Origin of the sequence: Pseudomonas sp. TREG-RG-20F-10-E-6-01, assembly GCF_022662455.1 — a bacterium.
Lineage (GTDB): Bacteria > Pseudomonadota > Gammaproteobacteria > Pseudomonadales > Pseudomonadaceae > Aquipseudomonas.
Genome location: NZ_JAKNQP010000003.1, coordinates 21,383 through 39,995, shown reverse-complemented (window position 1 = coordinate 39,995; position 18,613 = coordinate 21,383). Strand labels below are relative to the sequence as shown.

Genomic DNA, 18,613 nt, shown 5'->3' with positions numbered 1-18,613 from the left:
TCTTTCTTTGAGTCACTTTATAAGCGCTTGGCTTATAGCTTTGTCTGCAGTTGATATCAGCAAACTACATTATTGGAGTACAGATTTTGTCCAGACTCGCCGAATTTCGCGCAGCAGAAAAAGCCCTTCAAGAGCAGCTTGCACAGCTGGAATCCCTGAAGAACGACGCCGGCCTGAAGAAAGAAATCGAATTCGAAGAAAAGCTGCAAGGCTTGATGAAACACTACGGCAAAGGCCTGCGCGACATCATCGCGATCCTTGATCCACACCCTGCCAAGGCCGGTGCTGCAACGTCCGCCGCCCCTAAACAGCGCCGCGCACGTGTGGTCAAGGTCTACCACAACCCGCACACCGGCGAGCTGATCGAGACCAAAGGCGGCAACCACCGCGGCCTCAAAGCCTGGAAAGAACAGTATGGCGCCGCCACTGTAGATTCCTGGCTTCGCGGCTGATCGCATTGCACTAACAAAAAGCCCCGCTGATGCGGGGCTTTTTTTGTTTAAGGATTCGAAAACGAACTTAACTAACATTTCATTTTGTTCAAATCCGATCAATCTGACACCTTCAAAGTTTCAGGCTGTCGCGTACCGATCCGACTTCGTTCTGGCTGGCCTCATAGGCTTGGGCTTGGCCGGCGTATGAAAAAACATAGGCTGTGTCGGTATCTACCGCACCGACTAATGTTTGCGACAACACGTGTCGGCCATTCTCGGTAATCACGCAAGTTGTTTCCAACGCATCAAGACGGCTCAATGTGGTTGGGTGCATCTTGGTGCACACGCTTTGATAACCGCTGCCGGCAAAATCTTTCTGGATGGATTTACGCATTTCCAGCAACACGCCTTGAAGATTAACTTTATGACCCGCCTCGATCGGCGTGCCGGTCAACTCCATGACCATCAAGGTATTGCCATTTTCGTCGTTCTTGATCGCGCGCTGACGAGACACGGCCTGGGGTTTTACCGGTGCTTCGCCGTCCGGCTCCACTTCCTCGACTTGCCAGCCACTGGGCCAGTGAATTTCCGGATCGGCCGCCAGTACGAACGGGCTAACCAGCAGTAAACACAACGAGCTCAACAGCGATTTACGAAATTCGATCATTGCAAAAAACGCCCAAGGTTCAAGCGTCAAAGTTTGAGCCCGGCACCCGCTGGTCGCAAGCGCTGCGTGACCTTTTTCATTTGGCGCACCGGGCGGCCCTTGCGTATCATGGCTCGGCTGCATGGACGCTTGCCGCAAGCCAACGGACCGCGCCTATCATTTCAAGTCGCGTTTGCCCCATTTTTTTCTGGAGGGCCCATGAGCCTGCACGAACTGAACACTTTCCCGGGCGTCACTGCCCAGCCTGACACCGCCACCACGAACTTCGTGTTCAACCACACCATGCTGCGGGTCAAAGACATCACCAAGTCGCTGGATTTCTACACCCGCGTCCTGGGGTTTTCCCTGGTTGAAAAGCGCGACTTCCCGGAAGCCGAATTCAGCCTGTACTTCCTGGCCCTGGTGGACAAGGCTCAGATCCCGGCCGACGCCGCTGAACGCACCCAGTGGATGAAGTCGATCCCGGGCATCCTGGAACTGACCCACAACCACGGCACCGAAAACGATGCCGACTTCGCGTACCACAACGGCAACACCGACCCGCGTGGCTTTGGCCACATCTGCATTTCGGTGCCGGATATCGTCGCTGCGTGCGAACGCTTCGAAGCCCTGGGCTGTGACTTCCAGAAGCGCCTGACCGACGGCCGCATGAAAAGCCTGGCTTTCATCAAGGACCCGGATGCGTACTGGGTCGAGATTATTCAACCAGCACCGATGTAAAAGCCTCGCGCCATAAAAAAACCCCATGATCACTCATGGGGTTTTTCATTTCCGGGTCCGACTTTACGCAGGTGCGGACGTGCGGATCAGGTGATCGAACGCGCTCAGGGAAGCCTTGGCGCCCTCGCCTACCGCAATCACGATTTGCTTGTACGGTACGGTCGTTACGTCACCGGCGGCGAATACACCTGGCAGCGAGGTTTCACCACGCGCATCGACAATGATCTCGCCACGCGGGGTCAGCTCCACCGTGCCTTTGAGCCAGTCAGTGTTGGGCAACAAGCCGATCTGGACAAAGATGCCTTCCAGGTCGATGGTCTTGAACTCGCCACTGTCGCGGTCCTTGTACGCCAGGCCAGTGACTTTCTGACCATCACCTTTGACTTCACTGGTCAGCGCACTGGTGATCACGTCAACGTTCGGCAGGCTGTAGAGCTTGCGCTGCAACACGGCGTCGGCGCGCAGCTTGCTGTCGAACTCGAGCAAGGTCACATGGCTGACGATACCCGCCAGGTCGATAGCCGCTTCAACGCCGGAGTTACCCCCGCCGATCACTGCCACGCGCTTGCCTTTGAACAGCGGACCATCGCAGTGCGGGCAGAAGCACACGCCCTTGGCTTTGTATTCCTGCTCGCCCGGCACACCCATTTCGCGCCAGCGGGCGCCCGTGGCCAGAATCACGGTCTTGGACTTGAGGGTCGCACCGCTTTCGAAGCGAATCTCGTGCAGGTCACCGGCGTTTTTTGCAGGGATCAAGCTGCTGGCACGCTGCAGGTTCATGATGTCCACGTCGTACTGACGCACGTGGGCTTCAAGCGCGCTGGCCAGCTTCGGCCCTTCGGTCTCTTGCACCGAGATGAAGTTCTCGATGGACATGGTGTCCAGCACTTGCCCGCCGAAGCGTTCAGCCGCCACACCGGTGCGGATGCCCTTACGTGCGGCGTAGATAGCGGCCGCCGAACCGGCTGGGCCACCGCCGACTACCAGGACATCAAAGGCGTCTTTGGCGCTGATTTTTTCTGCGGCTTTTTCGATGCCGCTGGTGTCGAGCTTGGCGAGGATTTCTTCCAGGCCCATGCGGCCCTGACCGAAGTTCACGCCATTGAGGTACACGCTCGGTACCGCCATGATCTGGCGCTCATCGACTTCAGCCTGGAACAGCGCGCCGTCGATGGCGACGTGGCGGATGTTCGGGTTGAGCACGGCCATCAGGTTCAGTGCCTGGACCACGTCGGGGCAGTTCTGGCAGGACAGCGAGAAGTACGTCTCGAAGCTGAACTCGCCTTTGAGGGCGCGGATTTGTTCAATCACTTCGACACTGGCCTTCGAGGGGTGGCCGCCGACTTGCAGCAATGCCAACACCAAGGAGGTGAATTCATGGCCCATGGGGATGCCGGCGAAACGCAGGCTGATATCGGCACCCGGGCGGTTGATGGAGAACGACGGCTTGCGCGCATCATCGCCATCGGTTTTCAGAGTAATCAGCGTGGTGAGGCTGGTTACGTCTTGCAAAAGGGCAAGCATTTCCTGGGATTTCGCACCGTCGTCGAGGGAGGCGACGATCTCGATCGGCTGGGTGACCCGTTCCAGGTATGACTTCAACTGAGCTTTAAGATTGGCGTCCAACATACGGGCGATTTCCTATTAATTCGGTTTATTGCAGACAAAAAAACGCCCGAGCGAATCTCGCCCGGGCGTTTTGAGGGCGGATGCAGCTTACTTAAGTGCGGAGTTCCGCCCTTGATACTTCACAGACTTAGATCTTGCCGACCAGGTCCAGGGACGGAGCCAACGTCGCTTCGCCTTCTTTCCACTTGGCTGGGCACACTTCGCCTGGGTGGGCAGCTACGTATTGAGCGGCCTTGATTTTGCGCAGCAGCTCGGAAGCGTCACGGCCAACACCACCGTCGTTCAGTTCAACGATCTTGATCTTGCCTTCTGGGTCGATCACGAAGGTACCGCGGTCTGCCAGGCCAGCTTCTTCGATCAGTACGTCGAAGTTGCGGGAGATGGTCAGGGTTGGGTCGCCGATCATGGTGTACTGGATTTTGCCGATGGCTGGCGAAGTGTTGTGCCAGGCAGCGTGGGCAAAGTGGGTGTCGGTGGAAACGCTGTAGATTTCGACGCCCAGTTTCTGAAATTCGGCGTAGTTGTCAGCCAGGTCTTCCAGCTCGGTTGGGCAAACGAAGGTGAAGTCGGCTGGGTAGAAGAACACGACGGACCATTTGCCTTTCAGGTCAGCGTCCGACACGTCTACGAAGTTGCCGTTTTTGTAAGCAGTTGCTTTGAACGGTTTTACTTGGCTGTTGATGATAGGCATCGTTGACTCTCCGTCAGGGGTTAAGAAGTTGATGGGGTGAATCCTACCCACTCTCTTGACCGTTGGCTCATTGGCAAACCTGATGCTGACGATTGGTTTTGTCTATCAGGTAACCGTATTAATAGAAGAAATCTCAAATCAACGGTTGGGTGGCCAAGGTCATGCCAAGAAAGGGCGTCGCTTCAACATAGCGCATGGCAGATTTCATGTCGTTCCAACCGACATAACTCATCAGTGACTTCAAGTCCCAGCCACTGCGATGAGCCCAGGTGGCGAAACCTCGACGCAGGGAGTGGCTGGTGTATTGATCGGCCGGAATGCCCGCGCGCTCCAGCGCCTGGCGCAGCAGCGGGATCACGCTGTTGGGGTGCAAGCCCTCCTCGCCCAGGTTGCCCCAGCGATCAATCCCGCGGAACACCTGGCCACGCACCAACGCCGAAGCACTGAGCCAGTCGCTGTAGGCCTGTACCGGGCACAGCCGCAGTAACGCCGGGGTCTGGTAGGTCTTGCCGAGGTTGTCGCGATCACTTTTGCTGCGTGGCAGGTACAGGCTGATGCCAGCGCCAGGCACTGCTTGCACGTGTTCGATGTGCAGGCGGCACAACTCGTCGCTGCGAAACCCTCTCCAGAAGCCCAGCAAAATCAGCGCGGTGTCGCGCTTGGCGCGCAGCAAGCGAGGCGCGTCCTGGTCGCTGCTCGCCTGTCGCGCTTCTGCCTCCAGCGATGCAACCACCTGCTCGAGGTGCTTGAGCTGCAGCGGCTCGGCCTGCTTCTCCTGCGCTGGGTGCACCGCGCGAATGCCCTTGAGCACCTTGCGCACCACCGGCGCCTTGGTCGGGTCGGGAAACCCCTGGCTGCTGTGCCATTGCGCCAACGCCGAGAGCCGCAGCTTCAAGGTGTTTACCGCCAGCACGCCGGCATGCGCCACCAGGTAGCGCGCAATGCTGTCGCTGGTCGCCGGCAGGAAACCGCCCCAACTCACCTCGAAGTGCTCAATGGCCGCCCGGTAACTACGGCGAGTGTTATCGCGTGTGGCGGCGTTGAGGTATCGATCCAGTTCGCTCATGAAAGGCCTATTCGTACTGCTGCAAGGTGAATCCGCGCTAAAAACCGCTATGACACGGGATAATACGCCAATATCCCATCCGTTAAATCATGAATTTAAACGCATTTTTATTTATGTTACAGTATGTATATACATACTCTGTACCACAGTACGAAATCGACGGAGACTCCATGGCTCGCGGCGGCATAAACAAAGCAGTAGTTCAAACGGCACGCTTGGCGATCCTTGCCCGCGGCGAAAACCCCAGCATCGACGCGGTGCGCATCGAGATGGGCAATACCGGCTCGAAAACCACGATTCATCGCTATTTGAAGGAATTGGACGATAGCGAAAGCCGGCTGACGATCACCGAAGCGCCAATCGATGACGAGCTCGGCGAGCTGGTTGCACGGCTGGCTTTACGTTTGAAAGAGAAGGCTCAAGAACCTATCGACCTGGCCTTGGCGCAGTTCGAACAGCACAAAGCCGCCCTGCTCGCCCAGGTAGAGGCGCTGGAGGCGGCTCACGCCGAGCTCAAGCAACAATTTGATATCCAGGCCGCCGCCTTGGCAGAAGAAAGCGCCGCCCTGCAAACCGCCAGTACCAGCCTGCAGACCGAGCAAACCCGCAACGCCGGGCTCAGCCAGGCGTGCAGCGATTACGAGTTGAGGATTGCGGACAAGGACGAACAGATTCGATCACTGGAAGAAAAACACCTGCACGCCCGGGAGGCGCTGGAGCATTACCGCACTGCAATCAAAGAGCAGCGCGAGCAGGAACAGCGACGCCACGAAGGCCAACTGCAACAAGTGCAGGCGGAACTGCGCCAGGCTCAGCAAAGCGCCATGGTGCGCCAGGACGAAATCACGCAGCTGCATCGCGACAACGAGCGGTTATTGATTGAACACCGCGTGACCATGAAGGAACTGACCGCGCTGCAAGCGCAAACCCGCAAAGACCAGGCCCTGCAGCAAAAGCTTGGCGAACAGGTAAACCTGATTGAAAGCGAACGCACCCTGCTTCAGGAACGCCTGCGGGTGGCGGTACTGGAGAGTCAATCGCGCCAGGAATCGCTGACCGAACACCAGCTTGCCAACAAAACCCTGGAACTGGACCTTATCAAGGCCCAGGCCAGTATCGAGGCATTGCGCCTGGCGGCCGCCGTTGCAACGGCGCCAGAGGCAACACCGCAAGCCTGATCAGTCAGCCACAGGCGTGCGCATGGTGACGAACTCTTCCGCCGCCGTAGGGTGCACGCCGATGGTTTCATCGAAATGCTGCTTGGTCGCGCCCGCCTTGAGCGCGATCGCCAGGCCTTGCACGATCTCGCCGGCATCCGGGCCGACCATATGGCAACCCAACACCTTGTCGGTGTCGGCGTCGACCACCAGCTTCATCATGGTTTTTTCCTGGCAATCGGTCAGCGTCAGCTTCATAGGCCGGAAGCGGCTTTCGAAAATCTGCACCTTGTGGCCGTTCTTTTTCGCTTCTTCTTCAGTCAGGCCGACAGTGCCGATGTTTGGCAGGCTGAACACCGCTGTCGGGATCATCGCGTAATCCACCGGGCGGTACTGCTCGGGCTTGAACAGACGACGCGCCACCGCCATGCCTTCAGCCAGGGCCACTGGCGTCAACTGCACGCGACCAATCACATCGCCGATCGCCAGGATCGACGACTCAGCGGTCTGGTACAGGTCATCCACCTCAACGAAGCCGCGCTCGTCCAGCTTGACGCCAGTATTTTCCAGGCCCAGGTTGTCCAGCATCGGGCGGCGGCCAGTGGCGTAGAACACGCAATCGGCCTCGAGCACGCGGCCGTCTTTCAAGGTGGCCTTGAGGCTTCCATCGGCTTGCTTGTCGATACGCTCGATGTCGGCGTTGAACTGCAGGTCGAGGCCGCGCTTGGTCAGCTCTTCCTTCAGATGGGTGCGCACTGAACCGTCGAAACCGCGCAGGAACAGATCGCCGCGATACAGCAGCGTGGTCTGAGCGCCCAGGCCATGGAAAATGCCCGCGAACTCAACGGCAATGTAGCCACCGCCGACCACCAGCACACGTTTGGGGAGCGCCTTGAGGAAGAATGCCTCATTCGAACCAATAGCGTGTTCGCGCCCTGGAATCTCTGGAATCTGTGGCCAGCCACCTGTAGCGATCAGGATGTGCTTGGCGGTAAAGCGTTCGCCATTAATCTCTATCTGGTGCGGATCCACCAGACGCGCATGCCCTTCATGCAAGGTCACGCCACTGTTGACCAGCAGGTTGCGATAGATGCCATTGAGGCGGTTGATTTCGCGATCCTTGTTGGCGATCAGGGTCGCCCAATCAAAGTCAGCTTCACCCAACGACCAGCCGAAACCGCTCGCTTGTTCGAAGTCTTCGGCGAAATGCGCCCCGTACACCAACAGTTTTTTCGGTACGCAACCGACGTTAACGCACGTGCCGCCCAGGTAGCGGCTTTCCGCCACGGCCACCTTGGCGCCAAAGCCAGCGGCAAAACGCGCCGCGCGAACACCGCCAGAACCGGCGCCAATTACATACAGGTCAAAATCGTAGGCCATTTCACTCTCCTCGGCAGGTCATCAGCATACCGATTTAGATGGGGCTGAAAAACGAAAAAGCCACCCGAGGGTGGCTTTCTCTTAAAACACTCAGCAAGCGTGAATCAGTAAGCCTTGCCAGTCTTGTAGAAGTGCTCGTAGCAGAAGTTGGTCGCCTCGATGTAGCCTTCAGCGCCACCGCAGTCGAAACGCTGACCTTTGAACTTGTAGGCAATCACGCAACCGTCTTTGGCTTGCTTCAACAGGGCGTCGGTGATCTGGATCTCGCCACCCTTGCCTGGCTCGGTTTCTTCGATCAGCTTGAAGATGTCCGGGGTGAGGATGTAACGGCCGATGATCGCGAGGTTCGACGGCGCGTCTTCTGGCGCTGGCTTCTCGACCATGTCGCGTACGCGGATCAGGCCATCACCAATGTCGTCACCGGCGATCACGCCGTACTTGTTGGTTTCTGCCGGATTGACTTCCATCACCGCAACGATGGTGCAACGGTATTTCTGGTACAGCTTGACCATTTGGGTCAGTACGCCGTCGCCTTCCAGGTTGACGCACAGGTCGTCCGCCAGTACCACGGCAAACGGTTCGTCACCGATCAGCGGGCGGCCGGTGAGGATCGCGTGGCCGAGGCCTTTCATCTGGGTTTGACGGGTGTAGGAGAACGAGCACTCGTCGAGCAATTTACGGATACCGACCAGGTATTTTTCCTTGTCGGTGCCCTTGATCTGGTTTTCCAGCTCGTAGCTGATGTCGAAGTGGTCTTCGAGTGCGCGCTTACCACGGCCGGTGACGATGGAGATTTCGTTCAGACCGGCATCCAATGCCTCTTCGACGCCGTACTGAATCAGTGGCTTGTTCACCACCGGCAGCATCTCTTTGGGCATGGCTTTGGTCGCTGGCAAGAAGCGAGTGCCGTAACCGGCTGCTGGGAACAAGCATTTCTTGATCATATGAGTCCTTACAAAGGGCTGTGCGTACGGAATTCGGCGCAGTCTAATGAGGCCGCAGTCACCTTACAATGGGTCCTGCTGGCGTTGCGATGTCATCATAGAGAAAAAATGTCGGCGTAAGTTCCGCTGATCCTGCCAAGAGCTTGCCCAGCGGTTCGGCAAAACATGCCATCCCCCAATGATTAAAAGGGGTATAACTGTTTTAGCACGCTTTGCCGCGCGTCACACTGACCTGCAACAACTTGCGCTTTCCCCCGGCATTTGGCGCTATCATGACGGGCTTGAACCAGACCACGAGATTGTTAATAGATGTCAGAACCAAAAGGCGTAAACGGCTACCTGATCACACAGCGAGCAGACGGCTGGCACTTGATCAACTTTCACGGTGACAGCGTTGCCGGGGTATTTCCGACTGAAAGCCAGGCTATCGCGGTAGCCGAAGTGTTTGTGGACGAAGCCGGCCACGCATCGAGCAAAAGACCCAAAGGCAAGTAAGCCACGGCGACTTGCGCAAAAAGCCCCGATTAACGGGGCTTTTTTGTGTTTGTCTGTACCTAGGTGGCAGTTCGCTATAATCTGCTGCGAACGCCCCACGACAGTGTCAGCGCTCCCTCCAACACCCTCGACGACGACTCAACTCATGAACAAGATTCTGGCACTGACTGCAACCCTGGCGCTGATGACCGGCTGCACCACCACCTCCGACACCTTCCTGAAAAATGGCGAGCAAGGCCTGACCATCGACTGCTCGGGCGAAGCCAACTCGTGGGCCAGCTGCTACGAGAAAGCCGACGCCTCCTGCGCAGGCACCGGCTACCGTATCGTCGGTACCGAAGGCACGCCCTCGCTCAAGGAAGACGACAAGACCCTGGGCAAAGACGTAGGCAACTTCAAGAGCCGAAGCGTAGTGGTCGTGTGCAAATAGCCAGACGGCTACAGGTGTATTTCGGCGAACTTGATGCCCAGCCCGCGCAGAAGCTCGATAAGGTCATCCAGGCGCGCGAATGATTCGACTTCATCCTGCTCGTCCACCAGAAAAAAACTGCGCCCGCCGCTTTTTTTGAAAAACACGATCCACTCGCCAAGATCGGCAGGGTTCTGAATGACATGGGTGGCCGAAATCTGACCCTCGGCCTGGTGGGCTTTGACGTGTTCACGCTTCATGACGGTTTTCCAGAAAAAGACAAATGCCACGCAATCGTTGAGGTTGCGCGGCATTTTTTGCATTGAATACCCGACAGTTTAACGGATGCCTTGCCTGATCAACACGCTCATCACCGCTCCATTTTTATAGGCTTAGATCACAAGCGCATAAGTTTACAAATGGCAGGGAAATAGACCTCTAGCGACAACACCCAAACGCATTGCAAAAAAAAGCCTGACGCTGCACTGCAGCCTCAGGCTTTTTTATCGGATTCAAGCGCCCAATGAGCCTGGGGCTCAGCCGGAGATGCAATCCTCTGCGGCTTTCTTCACATCACCAGGTCGAATGGGCACGTTCGACATGCTTTCATAAAGTTTGATACTGCTGCCGCTGGAGCGTTCTTCAATCTCGAAGATCGCCGACGGATCAGCCGAGAATTTCTGCGGCACAATCACCTGTACACCGTCCTTGTGCGGTTCGATCTGCGGCGGTCTGCGGGTGGCGGCGAGCTTGCGCACGACACACGCGGCATATTCCGGCGGTTTTTTACCTGAAATAACCACCAATGTTGGCGGGGTCTGCTTGATATCTGCAACCGAAGCACACCCACCTAAGGCCAGGGCCAGAACCAACACACTCCACTTCATACTTAAACCTCCGATAAAGATCCTACGACAGCGTAGAGAGTAGATTTCTCCCGCCAATGTAGGATTTATCTCTAAAAACTCGGGAAATAACTGTTTTAAATTGTCGAAGTCGTCGACGACGACCCGATAATAAACGCGCTGGGGCTGATAAACTCTATCTTAACCTACGTATCATTCTGATTTTTCAGAAAAAGCCCTTCTGGAGACACCCCATGAAATTCATCCACCAGCGCGAGCACCTCAACGAGGGCGACATCGTTGTCATCGAATGCTCACAAACGTGCAACATTCGCCTGATGAGCGACGCCAATTTTCGCAGCTTCAAGAACGGTGGCCGCCACACTTATCACGGCGGCGCGTTCGACAAATTTCCGGCAAAAATCACCGCACCCAGCACCGGTTTCTGGAACATCACCCTGGATGTAGTGACACGCCGCGCCATCAGCGTCACGCGTAAGCCAGCGTTGTCTCACAAGATTCGCATCGTTCGTCGCACCAGTACCAAACTGAGCTGACCCGAACACTCGACAGGAAAACACTGTGACTACCACTACCAAATACGTCATCAAGTACAAACTCAACGGCGAACGTCGCTTTGAGTTCGCGCAATTGCACACCAACAGTGTCGAAGAAGCCCAGCAGGCGCTGGCGAAAATCCACGATGCCAGTGACGAAATCACCGACATCACCGTGAGCAAGGCGCTGTAAGCGATGTCCGGCCCTACGGCGGATCTGTTCGCCGACGATGCGCTGCAACAACCGGCCGGGCGCGAGCAGATCGGCGAAGAGTCTTACGTGCTGAGGGGGTATGCCCTGCCCTGGATTGATCGCTTGCTACCTGAACTGCGGCGCGTATTGGCTCAATCACCGTTCCGGCAGATGGTCACACCCGGCGGATTTACCATGTCGGCGGCCCTGAGCAGTTGCGGCGCACTGGGCTGGACCACCGACAGCTCCGGCTATCGATACAGCCCGGTTGATCCGCGCAGCCGGCAACCCTGGCCGGCGATGCCGGAGGCTTTGCGCGAGCTCGCCAAGCTGGCGGCCACAGAAGCCGGCTTCAATGACTTTTCCCCGGATGCCTGCCTGATCAACCGTTATGTGCCCGGGGCTAAAATGTCGCTGCACCAGGATAAAAACGAACGTTGCTATAGCGCCCCGGTGGTTTCCGTGTCCCTCGGGCTGCCCGCCATTTTTCTGTTCGGCGGGCATGAGCGTGGTAACCGCACGCAGAAAATCTCGTTGTTTCACGGCGATGTCGTGGTCTGGGGTGGCGTCGATCGTTTACGTTTTCATGGGGTGATGCCGATCAAGGACGGCGTGCATCCGGTGATGGGCCCGCAACGAATCAACCTGACGTTTCGCACGGCCGGTTGATTTGACCGCAAGCTTCGGAGTGTCGAGCGCAACCTGCGCGGTTAATCTGCCCGTGACCCGTCAAGAGTGCAGGCCATGAACAACCAACAAGACCCTCGCTGGGCCGCCATCGTCGCCCGCGACGCCAAGGCTGACGCGCTGTTTGTCTACGGCGTAAAAACCACCGGCGTTTATTGCCGCCCCAGCAGCGCCTCGCGCTTGCCACGGCCAGAGAACGTCGAATTTTTTGACAGCCCTGCGCAGGCCGAGGCGGCGGGTTATAGGCCGAGTAAACGCGCCGCGGGCGACCAGACCCAATTGGCCGCGCACCACGCGCAGATAGTCGCCGACGCGTGCCGGCATATAGAACAGGCCGAAACGCCGCCCAGCCTGGACGTACTTGCGCGCCTGGCCGGGTTGAGCTCGTTCCATTTTCATCGCGTTTTCAAAGCCATCACCGGCCTGACGCCCAAGGGCTACGCCAGCGCCCTTCGCTCGCGCAAAGTGCGTGCTGGCCTCAAGGGCGAGCATTCCGTGACGGACGCGGTGTACGACGCAGGCTTTAACTCAAACAGCCGCTTTTATGAGTCCGCCGATCAGTTACTCGGCATGAAACCCAGCGATTACAAGGCCGGTGGCACTAACAGCGAGATCCATTTCGCCGTGGGCCAGTGCTCGCTGGGGGCCATTCTGGTGGCGCAGAGCCAACGGGGCGTGTGTGCGATTTTGCTGGGGGACGATCCGGACACGCTGGTGCGCGACCTGCAGGATCAATTTCCCAAGGCCGAGTTGGTGGGTGCGGATCGGCATTTCGAACAATTGATCGCCCAGGTCGTGGGCTTCGTCGAAGCACCGGCGCTGGGCCTGGATTTGCCCCTGGACTTGCGCGGAACCGCCTTTCAGGAGCGCGTGTGGCGGGCACTGCGCGACATTCCGGTGGGCGGCACGGCCAGCTACGCGCAGATCGCCCAGCGCATCGGCGCGCCCACATCCTTTCGTGCGGTGGCCCAGGCCTGTGGCGCCAATCACCTGGCTGTGGCGATCCCCTGCCATCGCGTCGTACGCAGCAATGGCGAACTCTCCGGGTACCGTTGGGGGGTTGAGCGCAAGCGGCAGTTGCTGGAACGGGAAACTCAGTAAAGACTCAGCGCACAAATCAGCGCCACACCGGTCCGATTTTTTACGCTGCAGGCTAGGCCTCATCCGCATTACGTGTGCGCACGTTGAGCCCGGCCACCCGAAATTGCTTGCACTGCCCTCTTCTTTTAAAGCGTCAGTGTGCGCTTACAAGGCTTTGCGTTTACGGAACTGCGCAACCTTATGCCGGTTGCCACACAGCGCCATGCTGCACCAACGGCGCTTGTGCGCTTTGGTCCGGTCATAAAACCACAGAACACATTCCGGATGCTCGCAGCGGCGAATCAAGCTGAAATCGCCGGCCACCAATAACTGAGCCGCTGCTTCGGCAATCGGCGACAAAAACTGCTCCGCCGTCTGTTGCTTGCGCTGGCGCTCCAGTTGAGGCTGCCCGGACGCAGGCCAGACCAACTGCGGATAGCTGACCGCCTTGCGTAAAAAACTGTTGAGCGCCGCCGGATTGCCCGTCTCACCGCTCTTGCGCGCGGCCACCAGTTCACGGATCACCTCGCGCAGTTGGCGTGCAGCCCCCAGCAAAGCACCTTCTTCGAACGTGGGAATGCTCGCTTGCGCTACCCACTCCAGGCGCACCAGCCAATGCGCAACGTCGGCGTCGGTGTGCCAAAAATCCACCGGCTGGCCGTCGACATTCGCCAGGGTATTGAGCATGTCCAGCACCGGCTCGTCGGCCAGTACATAGGGTTGTGATGGTGTGGCATGGGGCGTAAGGGTGGCCATGGCTTGTCCTCTTGAGCACCGCGCAATCGTAACCGCTATTTTTGGATCTGGATAGTTACACCCCCAAAAACAGATAACCTCAATAACTGGTTTGACAGGTTACATATTTGGGCGCAGCCTCTAAATCAGTAACCCGTATTACCGACCAATCCAGTTACACAGGTGTCCTCATCATGTCTATCGCAACCCCCGTCGTTCGCTACCACCACGTTGATGTCGATGGTGTGCGCATGTTCTACCGTGAAGCCGGCGATCCTTCGGCTCCGGTCATGTTGCTGCTGCACGGGTTCCCCAGCTCGTCGCATATGTACCGCAACCTCATCCCGCTGCTCGCCACGCGCTTTCGAGTCATCGCGCCCGATTTGCCAGGGTTCGGCTTCACCGAGGTGCCCGTCGAGCGCGATTACCAGTACAGCTTCGATAACCTGGCGATCAGCATCGGGCATTTCGTCGATGCGCTGAAACTGAGCCGCTACGCCCTGTACGTTTTCGATTACGGTGCACCCGTGGGCCTGCGCCTGGCGGTGGCGCATCCAGAACGGGTCAGCGCGCTGGTCTCGCAAAACGGCAACGCGTATCTGGAAGGGCTGGGCGATGCCTGGGCGCCGATTCGCGCCTACTGGGCCGACGCGAGCGCAGCCAATCGCGAGGTGATCCGCAACGCGGTCATCAGCCTGGAAGGCACGCGCTACCAGTATTTGCATGGAGTGAGTCAGCCGGAGTTGGTCGCACCGGAGTCCTACATGCTGGACGTGCTGTTGATGCAACGCCCGGGCAACGACGAAATCCAGCTGGACCTGTTTCTCGACTACCGCAATAACCTCACGCTGTACCCGGCGTTCCAGGCATTTTTCAAAGCCAGCCAGGTGCCGACGCTGGTGATCTGGGGTCAGAACGATCCGTTTTTCATCCCGCCTGGCGCCCATGCCTACAAGGGCGACAACGCCAACGCGGTGGTTGAACTGCTGGACACCGGCCACTTCGCTCTGGAAACTCATGCGGCCCATATTGCCGGGCGTATTCACGCGGTGCTGGGGCATGCCATCAACTGATGGCGCTGCACGAAACCCTGCTCTCGTCCAGTGAATAATACGCACTGGCCGGGTGCTAATGGCCCTGTTAAAACAGCGCAAAGTCCTACTCACGCTGGAGACGCATCCCATGAGCACCTGGCCAGACTCGCGAATCATCGACCTGCTGGGCATTCAACTGCCCATCATCCAAGCCCCCATGGCCGGTGCCACGACCACCGCCATGGTGATTGCCGCCAATCAAGCGGGTGCGCTGGGCTCGATGCCCGCCGCAGCGCTGACCATCGAGCAACTGCGCGAAGCCTTGAGCACGATCCGCCAGGCAAGTACGCGTCCCATCAACGTGAATTTCTTCTGCCATCAACCGCCCGACGCCGATGAGGCCGGCGACCGGCGCTGGAAGGACCTGTTGCAACCCTACTACCGCGAACTGGGCGCCGATTTTGATGCGCCAACACCCGTTTCCAACCGCGCGCCGTTTAACGAGGCCGCCTGCCAGGTGGTCGAGGCGTTCCGCCCCGAGGTGGTGAGTTTTCACTTTGGCCTGCCGGAAAAAACCTTGCTCGACCGGGTAAAAGCCACCGGCGCCAAAGTGCTGTCATCCGCCACCACCGTGGAAGAAGCGGTCTGGCTGGAACAGCATGGCTGCGACGCAATCATTGCGATGGGCATTGAGGCCGGCGGGCATCGTGGCATGTTTCTCAGCGACGATCTCAATACCCAGATCGGCTTGATGGCGCTGTTACCGCAGATCGTCGACGCCGTCAGCGTGCCCGTGATTGCGGCCGGCGGTATTGCTGATGCGCGCGGCATCGTCGCGGCCTTTGCTCTGGGCGCATCAGCCGTACAAATCGGCACCGCCTACCTGTTTACGCCCGAAGCCAACGTCAGCGCCTCCCACGCCGCTGCGCTGCGTCGTGCCCAGGCCAGCGAAACCGCGCTGACCAACCTGTTCACCGGCCGGCCGGCGCGAGGCATCGTCAACCGCGTGATGCGTGAACTGGGCGCGATCAATCCGGCGGCGCCTGCCTTCCCCACGTCCGGCGGTGCCCTGATGCCACTCAAGGCCAAGGACGAGGCGGGTTTCAGCAACCTGTGGTCGGGCCAGGCACTGCGCCTGTGCAAAGATGCATCCACTTATGACCTGACTCGCGAGCTGGCCGCGCAGGCGCTGGCAAAGCTCAAGCAGAACTGACGTCAAGGGCAACTTTGCGCTGTACCGGCGACGGCCAACCGCTATATATTCCCCTACATAGCGGTAAAACCTTCTATCTATAACGAGCCGTACAGCCTCAAAGGAGCTGCTTCATGATGATCCGCGCCTCACGCCTGGCCCCCACAGCCCTCGCCACCCTGATCGCCGCCTTTGCCCTGGGCTCGGCGCAGGCCGACGAAGTGCAGGTGGCCGTGGCCGCCAACTTCACCGCGCCGATCCAGGCAATCGCTGCCGACTTCGAGAAAGACACCGGCCACAAACTCGTTGCAGCCTATGGCGCCACCGGCCAGTTCTATACGCAGATCAAGAACGGCGCGCCGTTCGAAGTGTTCCTCAGCGCAGACGACACCACCCCCAAAAAGCTCGATGACGAAGGCGCTACCGTCAAAGGTTCGCGCTTTACCTACGCGGTCGGCACCCTGGCGCTGTGGTCGGCCAAGCCGGGCTACGTCGATGCCAAAGGCGAGGTGCTGAAGAAAAACCAGTACCAGCACTTGTCCATCGCCGACCCCAAAACTGCACCTTACGGCCTCGCCGCCACCCAAGTGCTGGCCAAGGAAGGTCTGAGCGAGCAGGTCGCAGACAAGCTGGTCACCGGGCAGAACATCACCCAAGCCTTCCAGTTCGTCTCCACCGGCAACGCTGAACTGGGCTTCGTCGCCCTGTCGCAGATCTACAAGGACGGCAAAGTCACCCGCGGTTCGGCGTGGATTGTGCCGGCCTCGCTGCACGATCCGATCAAGCAAGACGCGGTGATCCTCACCAAAGGCAAAGACAGTGCCGCAGCCAAAGCCCTGGTCGACTACCTCAAAGGCCCGAAAGCCGCTGCGGTGATCAAGTCCTACGGTTACGAGCTGGGCCAGTAAATGCCGCTGTCGAGTGCCGATTTTTCCGCGATCTGGTTGACCCTCAAACTGGCGTCACTGACCACCGTGATCCTGCTGGTCATCGGCACTCCGATTGCGCTGTGGCTGTCGCGCACCCGTTCCTGGTGGCGCGGCCCCATCGGCGCAATCGTCGCCCTGCCGTTGGTATTGCCGCCGACGGTCATCGGGTTTTACCTGCTGTTGACCATGGGCCCCAATGGCTATTTCGGCCAATTCACCCAATGGCTGGGCCTGGGCACCCTGACCTTCAGCTTCACCGGGCTGGTACTGGGTTCGGTGATCTACTCCATGCCGTTTGTGGTGCAGCCGTTGCAAAACGCCTTCGGCGCCATCGGTACTCGCCCCCTGGAAGTGGCCGCAACCTTGCGCGCCAATCCGTGGGACACCTTTTTCACGGTGATCCTGCCCCTGGCCCGCCCGGGGTTTATCACCGCATCGATTCTCGGCTTTGCGCACACCGTCGGTGAATTCGGCGTGGTGCTGATGATCGGCGGCAATATCCCCAACAAAACCCGCGTGGTCTCGGTGCAGATCTACGACCACGTCGAAGCCATGGAATACGCCCAGGCGCACTGGCTGGCCGGCTCCATGGTGGTGTTCGCCTTCCTCGTATTGCTGGCGCTTTACTCCAGCCGTAAAACCAAGATGGGCTGGAGCTGATCGCGATGATTGAGGTACGCCTGCAACTGAACTACCCAGGCTTTGCGCTGAAGGTGGACTTGAAATTGCCCGGCCGTGGCGTCACCGCTTTGTACGGGCATTCCGGCTCGGGCAAGACCACTTGCCTGCGCTGTATCGCCGGGCTGGAGCGTGCCGAAGACGGCTTTGTGCAGATCAACGATCAAGTCTGGCAAGACAGCCGCAACGGGCTCTTTGTGCCACCGCACAAACGCGCATTGGGCTATGTGTTTCAGGAAGCGAGCCTGTTTCCCCACCTGTCGGTGCGGGCCAACCTGGAATTCGGCTTCAAGCGTATTGCTCGTCAGCAGCGGCGCGTGGACATGGCTCACGCCACCGAACTGCTGGGTATCGCCCATTTGCTCGACCGCCACCCGCAGCATCTGTCCGGCGGTGAACGCCAACGCATCGGCATCGCCCGCGCGCTGCTCACCAGCCCCCAATTGCTGTTGATGGATGAACCCCTGGCGGCGCTGGACAGCAAACGCAAAAGTGAAATTTTGCCGTACCTCGAACGCCTGCACGACGAGCTCGATATCCCCGTGCTGTACGTCAGCCATGCCCAGGACGAAGTGGCGCGGCTGGCCGATCACATCGTGTTACTCAGTGACGGCCAGGCGCTGGCCAGCGGCCCCATCGGTGAAACCCTGGCGCGGCTCGATTTGCCCATGGCCCTGGGTGACGATGCCGGGGTAGTGATCAATGGCAGCGTCAGTGCCTACGACGCGCACTATCACCTGCTGACGCTGCAATTGCCCGACAGTGCGTTATCGATGCGCGTTGCCCATGCGCCGTTGGCGCTGGGCAAACAGCTGCGCATCAAAGTGCAGGCACGCGATGTCAGCCTCAGCCTGCAGGCGCAGGAACCCAGCAGTATCCTCAATCGCTTGCCGGTGACGGTGACCGGGGAGATCTGTGCCGACAACAACGCCCATGTGCTGGTGCGCCTCGACGCCGGCGGCACGCCCTTGCTGGCGCGCATCACACGGTTTTCCCGCGACCAGTTGCAGCTGCATCCCGGCCAGGCGCTGTGGGCGCAAATCAAGGCGGTGGCAGTGCTGGCTTAAGAATTTGGCACGAGCGCAAAACCC

The 18,613-nt window shown here is 58.7% G+C and carries 23 protein-coding genes; 14 read left to right on the top strand and 9 right to left on the bottom strand.

Annotated features, from left to right (window positions below):
- Window positions 1-86: 86 nt before the first annotated feature.
- Complete coding sequence (locus L8K08_RS10665) at window positions 87-452, top strand: histone-like nucleoid-structuring protein, MvaT/MvaU family (protein ID WP_145160874.1); 366 nt, start codon at window positions 87-89, stop codon at window positions 450-452.
- Between the two features lie 112 nt (window positions 453-564).
- Here the strand turns inward: L8K08_RS10665 and L8K08_RS10660 are convergent, their stop codons facing one another.
- Window positions 565-1,101, bottom strand: a complete 537-nt coding sequence (locus tag L8K08_RS10660) for a DUF4946 domain-containing protein (protein WP_145161232.1) — start codon at window positions 1,099-1,101, stop codon at window positions 565-567.
- Window positions 1,102-1,299: 198 nt separating this feature from the next.
- Here L8K08_RS10660 and gloA point away from each other — a divergent pair, with 198 nt between their 5' ends.
- A complete protein-coding gene (gene gloA / locus L8K08_RS10655) occupies window positions 1,300-1,821 on the top strand; it encodes a lactoylglutathione lyase (protein ID WP_106579161.1) in 522 nt (173 codons plus the stop codon).
- A gap of 63 nt (window positions 1,822-1,884) precedes the next feature.
- Here the strand turns inward: gloA and ahpF are convergent, their stop codons facing one another.
- From ahpF to L8K08_RS10640, 3 genes are all read right to left on the bottom strand, one after another.
- Complete coding sequence (gene ahpF / locus L8K08_RS10650; RefSeq protein WP_145160876.1) at window positions 1,885-3,450, bottom strand: alkyl hydroperoxide reductase subunit F; 1,566 nt, start codon at window positions 3,448-3,450, stop codon at window positions 1,885-1,887.
- Window positions 3,451-3,577: 127 nt separating this feature from the next.
- Window positions 3,578-4,141 (bottom strand): alkyl hydroperoxide reductase subunit C, encoded by a 564-nt coding sequence (gene ahpC, locus L8K08_RS10645; RefSeq protein ID WP_053255965.1) that lies wholly within the window; start codon window positions 4,139-4,141, stop codon window positions 3,578-3,580.
- 133 nt (window positions 4,142-4,274) lie between these two features.
- Window positions 4,275-5,207, bottom strand: a complete 933-nt coding sequence (locus L8K08_RS10640; RefSeq protein WP_242196518.1) for a site-specific integrase — start codon at window positions 5,205-5,207, stop codon at window positions 4,275-4,277.
- Between the two features lie 170 nt (window positions 5,208-5,377).
- Between L8K08_RS10640 and L8K08_RS10635 the strand changes: the two genes are divergently transcribed.
- Complete coding sequence (locus tag L8K08_RS10635) at window positions 5,378-6,385, top strand: DNA-binding protein (RefSeq protein ID WP_242196515.1); 1,008 nt, start codon at window positions 5,378-5,380, stop codon at window positions 6,383-6,385.
- On the opposite strand, the gene gorA is transcribed toward L8K08_RS10635, so the two are convergent.
- Both gorA and galU read right to left on the bottom strand, forming a co-directional pair.
- Window positions 6,386-7,744 (bottom strand): glutathione-disulfide reductase, encoded by a 1,359-nt coding sequence (gene gorA, locus L8K08_RS10630; RefSeq protein ID WP_242196512.1) that lies wholly within the window; start codon window positions 7,742-7,744, stop codon window positions 6,386-6,388.
- Window positions 7,745-7,848: 104 nt separating this feature from the next.
- Window positions 7,849-8,688 carry a UTP--glucose-1-phosphate uridylyltransferase GalU gene (galU, locus tag L8K08_RS10625; protein ID WP_003230743.1) on the bottom strand — a complete coding sequence of 280 codons (840 nt, stop codon included), beginning with the start codon at window positions 8,686-8,688 and terminating at the stop codon, window positions 7,849-7,851.
- 309 nt (window positions 8,689-8,997) lie between these two features.
- On the opposite strand from galU, the gene L8K08_RS10620 reads away from it, so the two are divergent.
- Together L8K08_RS10620 and L8K08_RS10615 are read left to right on the top strand one after the other, a co-directional pair.
- A complete protein-coding gene (locus L8K08_RS10620) occupies window positions 8,998-9,183 on the top strand; it encodes a hypothetical protein (protein ID WP_028616218.1) in 186 nt (61 codons plus the stop codon).
- Between the two features lie 145 nt (window positions 9,184-9,328).
- Window positions 9,329-9,613, top strand: a complete 285-nt coding sequence (locus L8K08_RS10615) for a hypothetical protein (protein WP_145160885.1) — start codon at window positions 9,329-9,331, stop codon at window positions 9,611-9,613.
- Between the two features lie 8 nt (window positions 9,614-9,621).
- On the opposite strand, the gene L8K08_RS10610 is transcribed toward L8K08_RS10615, so the two are convergent.
- Together L8K08_RS10610 and L8K08_RS10605 are read right to left on the bottom strand one after the other, a co-directional pair.
- Window positions 9,622-9,852: a hypothetical protein gene (locus L8K08_RS10610; RefSeq protein ID WP_145160887.1), complete on the bottom strand. Its 231-nt coding sequence runs from the start codon at window positions 9,850-9,852 to the stop codon at window positions 9,622-9,624.
- 276 nt (window positions 9,853-10,128) lie between these two features.
- Window positions 10,129-10,479: a hypothetical protein gene (locus tag L8K08_RS10605; RefSeq protein WP_106579154.1), complete on the bottom strand. Its 351-nt coding sequence runs from the start codon at window positions 10,477-10,479 to the stop codon at window positions 10,129-10,131.
- Between the two features lie 212 nt (window positions 10,480-10,691).
- Here L8K08_RS10605 and L8K08_RS10600 point away from each other — a divergent pair, with 212 nt between their 5' ends.
- The 4 genes from L8K08_RS10600 to ada all read left to right on the top strand — a co-directional run bounded on the left by L8K08_RS10600 (window position 10,692) and on the right by ada (window position 12,975).
- Window positions 10,692-10,994, top strand: a complete 303-nt coding sequence (locus tag L8K08_RS10600) for a DUF1883 domain-containing protein (protein ID WP_003173824.1) — start codon at window positions 10,692-10,694, stop codon at window positions 10,992-10,994.
- Between the two features lie 25 nt (window positions 10,995-11,019).
- On the top strand, window positions 11,020-11,187 hold the full coding sequence (locus tag L8K08_RS10595; protein WP_164487941.1) for a hypothetical protein: 168 nt from the start codon (window positions 11,020-11,022) through the stop codon (window positions 11,185-11,187).
- A 3-nt stretch (window positions 11,188-11,190) separates the two neighbouring features.
- Window positions 11,191-11,856 carry a DNA oxidative demethylase AlkB gene (gene alkB, locus L8K08_RS10590; RefSeq protein WP_242196508.1) on the top strand — a complete coding sequence of 222 codons (666 nt, stop codon included), beginning with the start codon at window positions 11,191-11,193 and terminating at the stop codon, window positions 11,854-11,856.
- Window positions 11,857-11,931: 75 nt separating this feature from the next.
- Window positions 11,932-12,975 carry a bifunctional DNA-binding transcriptional regulator/O6-methylguanine-DNA methyltransferase Ada gene (ada, locus tag L8K08_RS10585; protein ID WP_242196505.1) on the top strand — a complete coding sequence of 348 codons (1,044 nt, stop codon included), beginning with the start codon at window positions 11,932-11,934 and terminating at the stop codon, window positions 12,973-12,975.
- A 144-nt stretch (window positions 12,976-13,119) separates the two neighbouring features.
- On the opposite strand, the gene L8K08_RS10580 is transcribed toward ada, so the two are convergent.
- Window positions 13,120-13,710, bottom strand: coding sequence for an ABATE domain-containing protein (locus L8K08_RS10580; RefSeq protein WP_242196502.1), 591 nt, complete (start codon window positions 13,708-13,710; stop codon window positions 13,120-13,122).
- Window positions 13,711-13,883: 173 nt separating this feature from the next.
- On the opposite strand from L8K08_RS10580, the gene L8K08_RS10575 reads away from it, so the two are divergent.
- From L8K08_RS10575 to modC, 5 genes are all read left to right on the top strand, one after another.
- Window positions 13,884-14,762: an alpha/beta hydrolase gene (locus L8K08_RS10575; protein WP_242196500.1), complete on the top strand. Its 879-nt coding sequence runs from the start codon at window positions 13,884-13,886 to the stop codon at window positions 14,760-14,762.
- A gap of 109 nt (window positions 14,763-14,871) precedes the next feature.
- Window positions 14,872-15,936 (top strand): nitronate monooxygenase, encoded by a 1,065-nt coding sequence (locus tag L8K08_RS10570; RefSeq protein ID WP_242196497.1) that lies wholly within the window; start codon window positions 14,872-14,874, stop codon window positions 15,934-15,936.
- A 113-nt stretch (window positions 15,937-16,049) separates the two neighbouring features.
- A complete protein-coding gene (gene modA, locus L8K08_RS10565; RefSeq protein ID WP_242196494.1) occupies window positions 16,050-16,823 on the top strand; it encodes a molybdate ABC transporter substrate-binding protein in 774 nt (257 codons plus the stop codon).
- The gene (gene modB / locus L8K08_RS10560; protein ID WP_145160901.1) at window positions 16,824-17,504 is read left to right on the top strand and encodes a molybdate ABC transporter permease subunit; all 681 of its coding nucleotides are present in this window, start codon (window positions 16,824-16,826) and stop codon (window positions 17,502-17,504) included.
- 5 nt (window positions 17,505-17,509) lie between these two features.
- Window positions 17,510-18,589, top strand: coding sequence for a molybdenum ABC transporter ATP-binding protein (gene modC, locus L8K08_RS10555; protein WP_242196491.1), 1,080 nt, complete (start codon window positions 17,510-17,512; stop codon window positions 18,587-18,589).
- Window positions 18,590-18,613 lie beyond the last annotated feature (24 nt).

Bases quoted from the DNA above. Each gene is read 5' to 3' on its own strand.
- galU (WP_003230743.1), bottom strand. From the start codon at position 8,688: ATGATCAAGAAATGCTTGTTCCCAGCAGCCGGTTACGGCACTCGCTTC.
- modC (WP_242196491.1), top strand. From the start codon at position 17,510: ATGATTGAGGTACGCCTGCAACTGAACTACCCAGGCTTTGCGCTGAAG.
- gorA (WP_242196512.1), bottom strand. From the start codon at position 7,744: ATGGCCTACGATTTTGACCTGTATGTAATTGGCGCCGGTTCTGGCGGT.
- L8K08_RS10615 (WP_145160885.1), top strand. From the start codon at position 9,329: ATGAACAAGATTCTGGCACTGACTGCAACCCTGGCGCTGATGACCGGC.
- L8K08_RS10610 (WP_145160887.1), bottom strand. From the start codon at position 9,852: ATGAAGCGTGAACACGTCAAAGCCCACCAGGCCGAGGGTCAGATTTCG.
- L8K08_RS10570 (WP_242196497.1), top strand. From the start codon at position 14,872: ATGAGCACCTGGCCAGACTCGCGAATCATCGACCTGCTGGGCATTCAA.
- modB (WP_145160901.1), top strand. From the start codon at position 16,824: ATGCCGCTGTCGAGTGCCGATTTTTCCGCGATCTGGTTGACCCTCAAA.
- L8K08_RS10605 (WP_106579154.1), bottom strand. From the start codon at position 10,479: ATGAAGTGGAGTGTGTTGGTTCTGGCCCTGGCCTTAGGTGGGTGTGCT.
- L8K08_RS10640 (WP_242196518.1), bottom strand. From the start codon at position 5,207: ATGAGCGAACTGGATCGATACCTCAACGCCGCCACACGCGATAACACT.
- ada (WP_242196505.1), top strand. From the start codon at position 11,932: ATGAACAACCAACAAGACCCTCGCTGGGCCGCCATCGTCGCCCGCGAC.
- L8K08_RS10600 (WP_003173824.1), top strand. From the start codon at position 10,692: ATGAAATTCATCCACCAGCGCGAGCACCTCAACGAGGGCGACATCGTT.
- L8K08_RS10635 (WP_242196515.1), top strand. From the start codon at position 5,378: ATGGCTCGCGGCGGCATAAACAAAGCAGTAGTTCAAACGGCACGCTTG.
- modA (WP_242196494.1), top strand. From the start codon at position 16,050: ATGATGATCCGCGCCTCACGCCTGGCCCCCACAGCCCTCGCCACCCTG.
- alkB (WP_242196508.1), top strand. From the start codon at position 11,191: ATGTCCGGCCCTACGGCGGATCTGTTCGCCGACGATGCGCTGCAACAA.
- ahpC (WP_053255965.1), bottom strand. From the start codon at position 4,141: ATGCCTATCATCAACAGCCAAGTAAAACCGTTCAAAGCAACTGCTTAC.
- L8K08_RS10620 (WP_028616218.1), top strand. From the start codon at position 8,998: ATGTCAGAACCAAAAGGCGTAAACGGCTACCTGATCACACAGCGAGCA.
- L8K08_RS10660 (WP_145161232.1), bottom strand. From the start codon at position 1,101: ATGATCGAATTTCGTAAATCGCTGTTGAGCTCGTTGTGTTTACTGCTG.
- gloA (WP_106579161.1), top strand. From the start codon at position 1,300: ATGAGCCTGCACGAACTGAACACTTTCCCGGGCGTCACTGCCCAGCCT.
- L8K08_RS10580 (WP_242196502.1), bottom strand. From the start codon at position 13,710: ATGGCCACCCTTACGCCCCATGCCACACCATCACAACCCTATGTACTG.
- ahpF (WP_145160876.1), bottom strand. From the start codon at position 3,450: ATGTTGGACGCCAATCTTAAAGCTCAGTTGAAGTCATACCTGGAACGG.
- L8K08_RS10575 (WP_242196500.1), top strand. From the start codon at position 13,884: ATGTCTATCGCAACCCCCGTCGTTCGCTACCACCACGTTGATGTCGAT.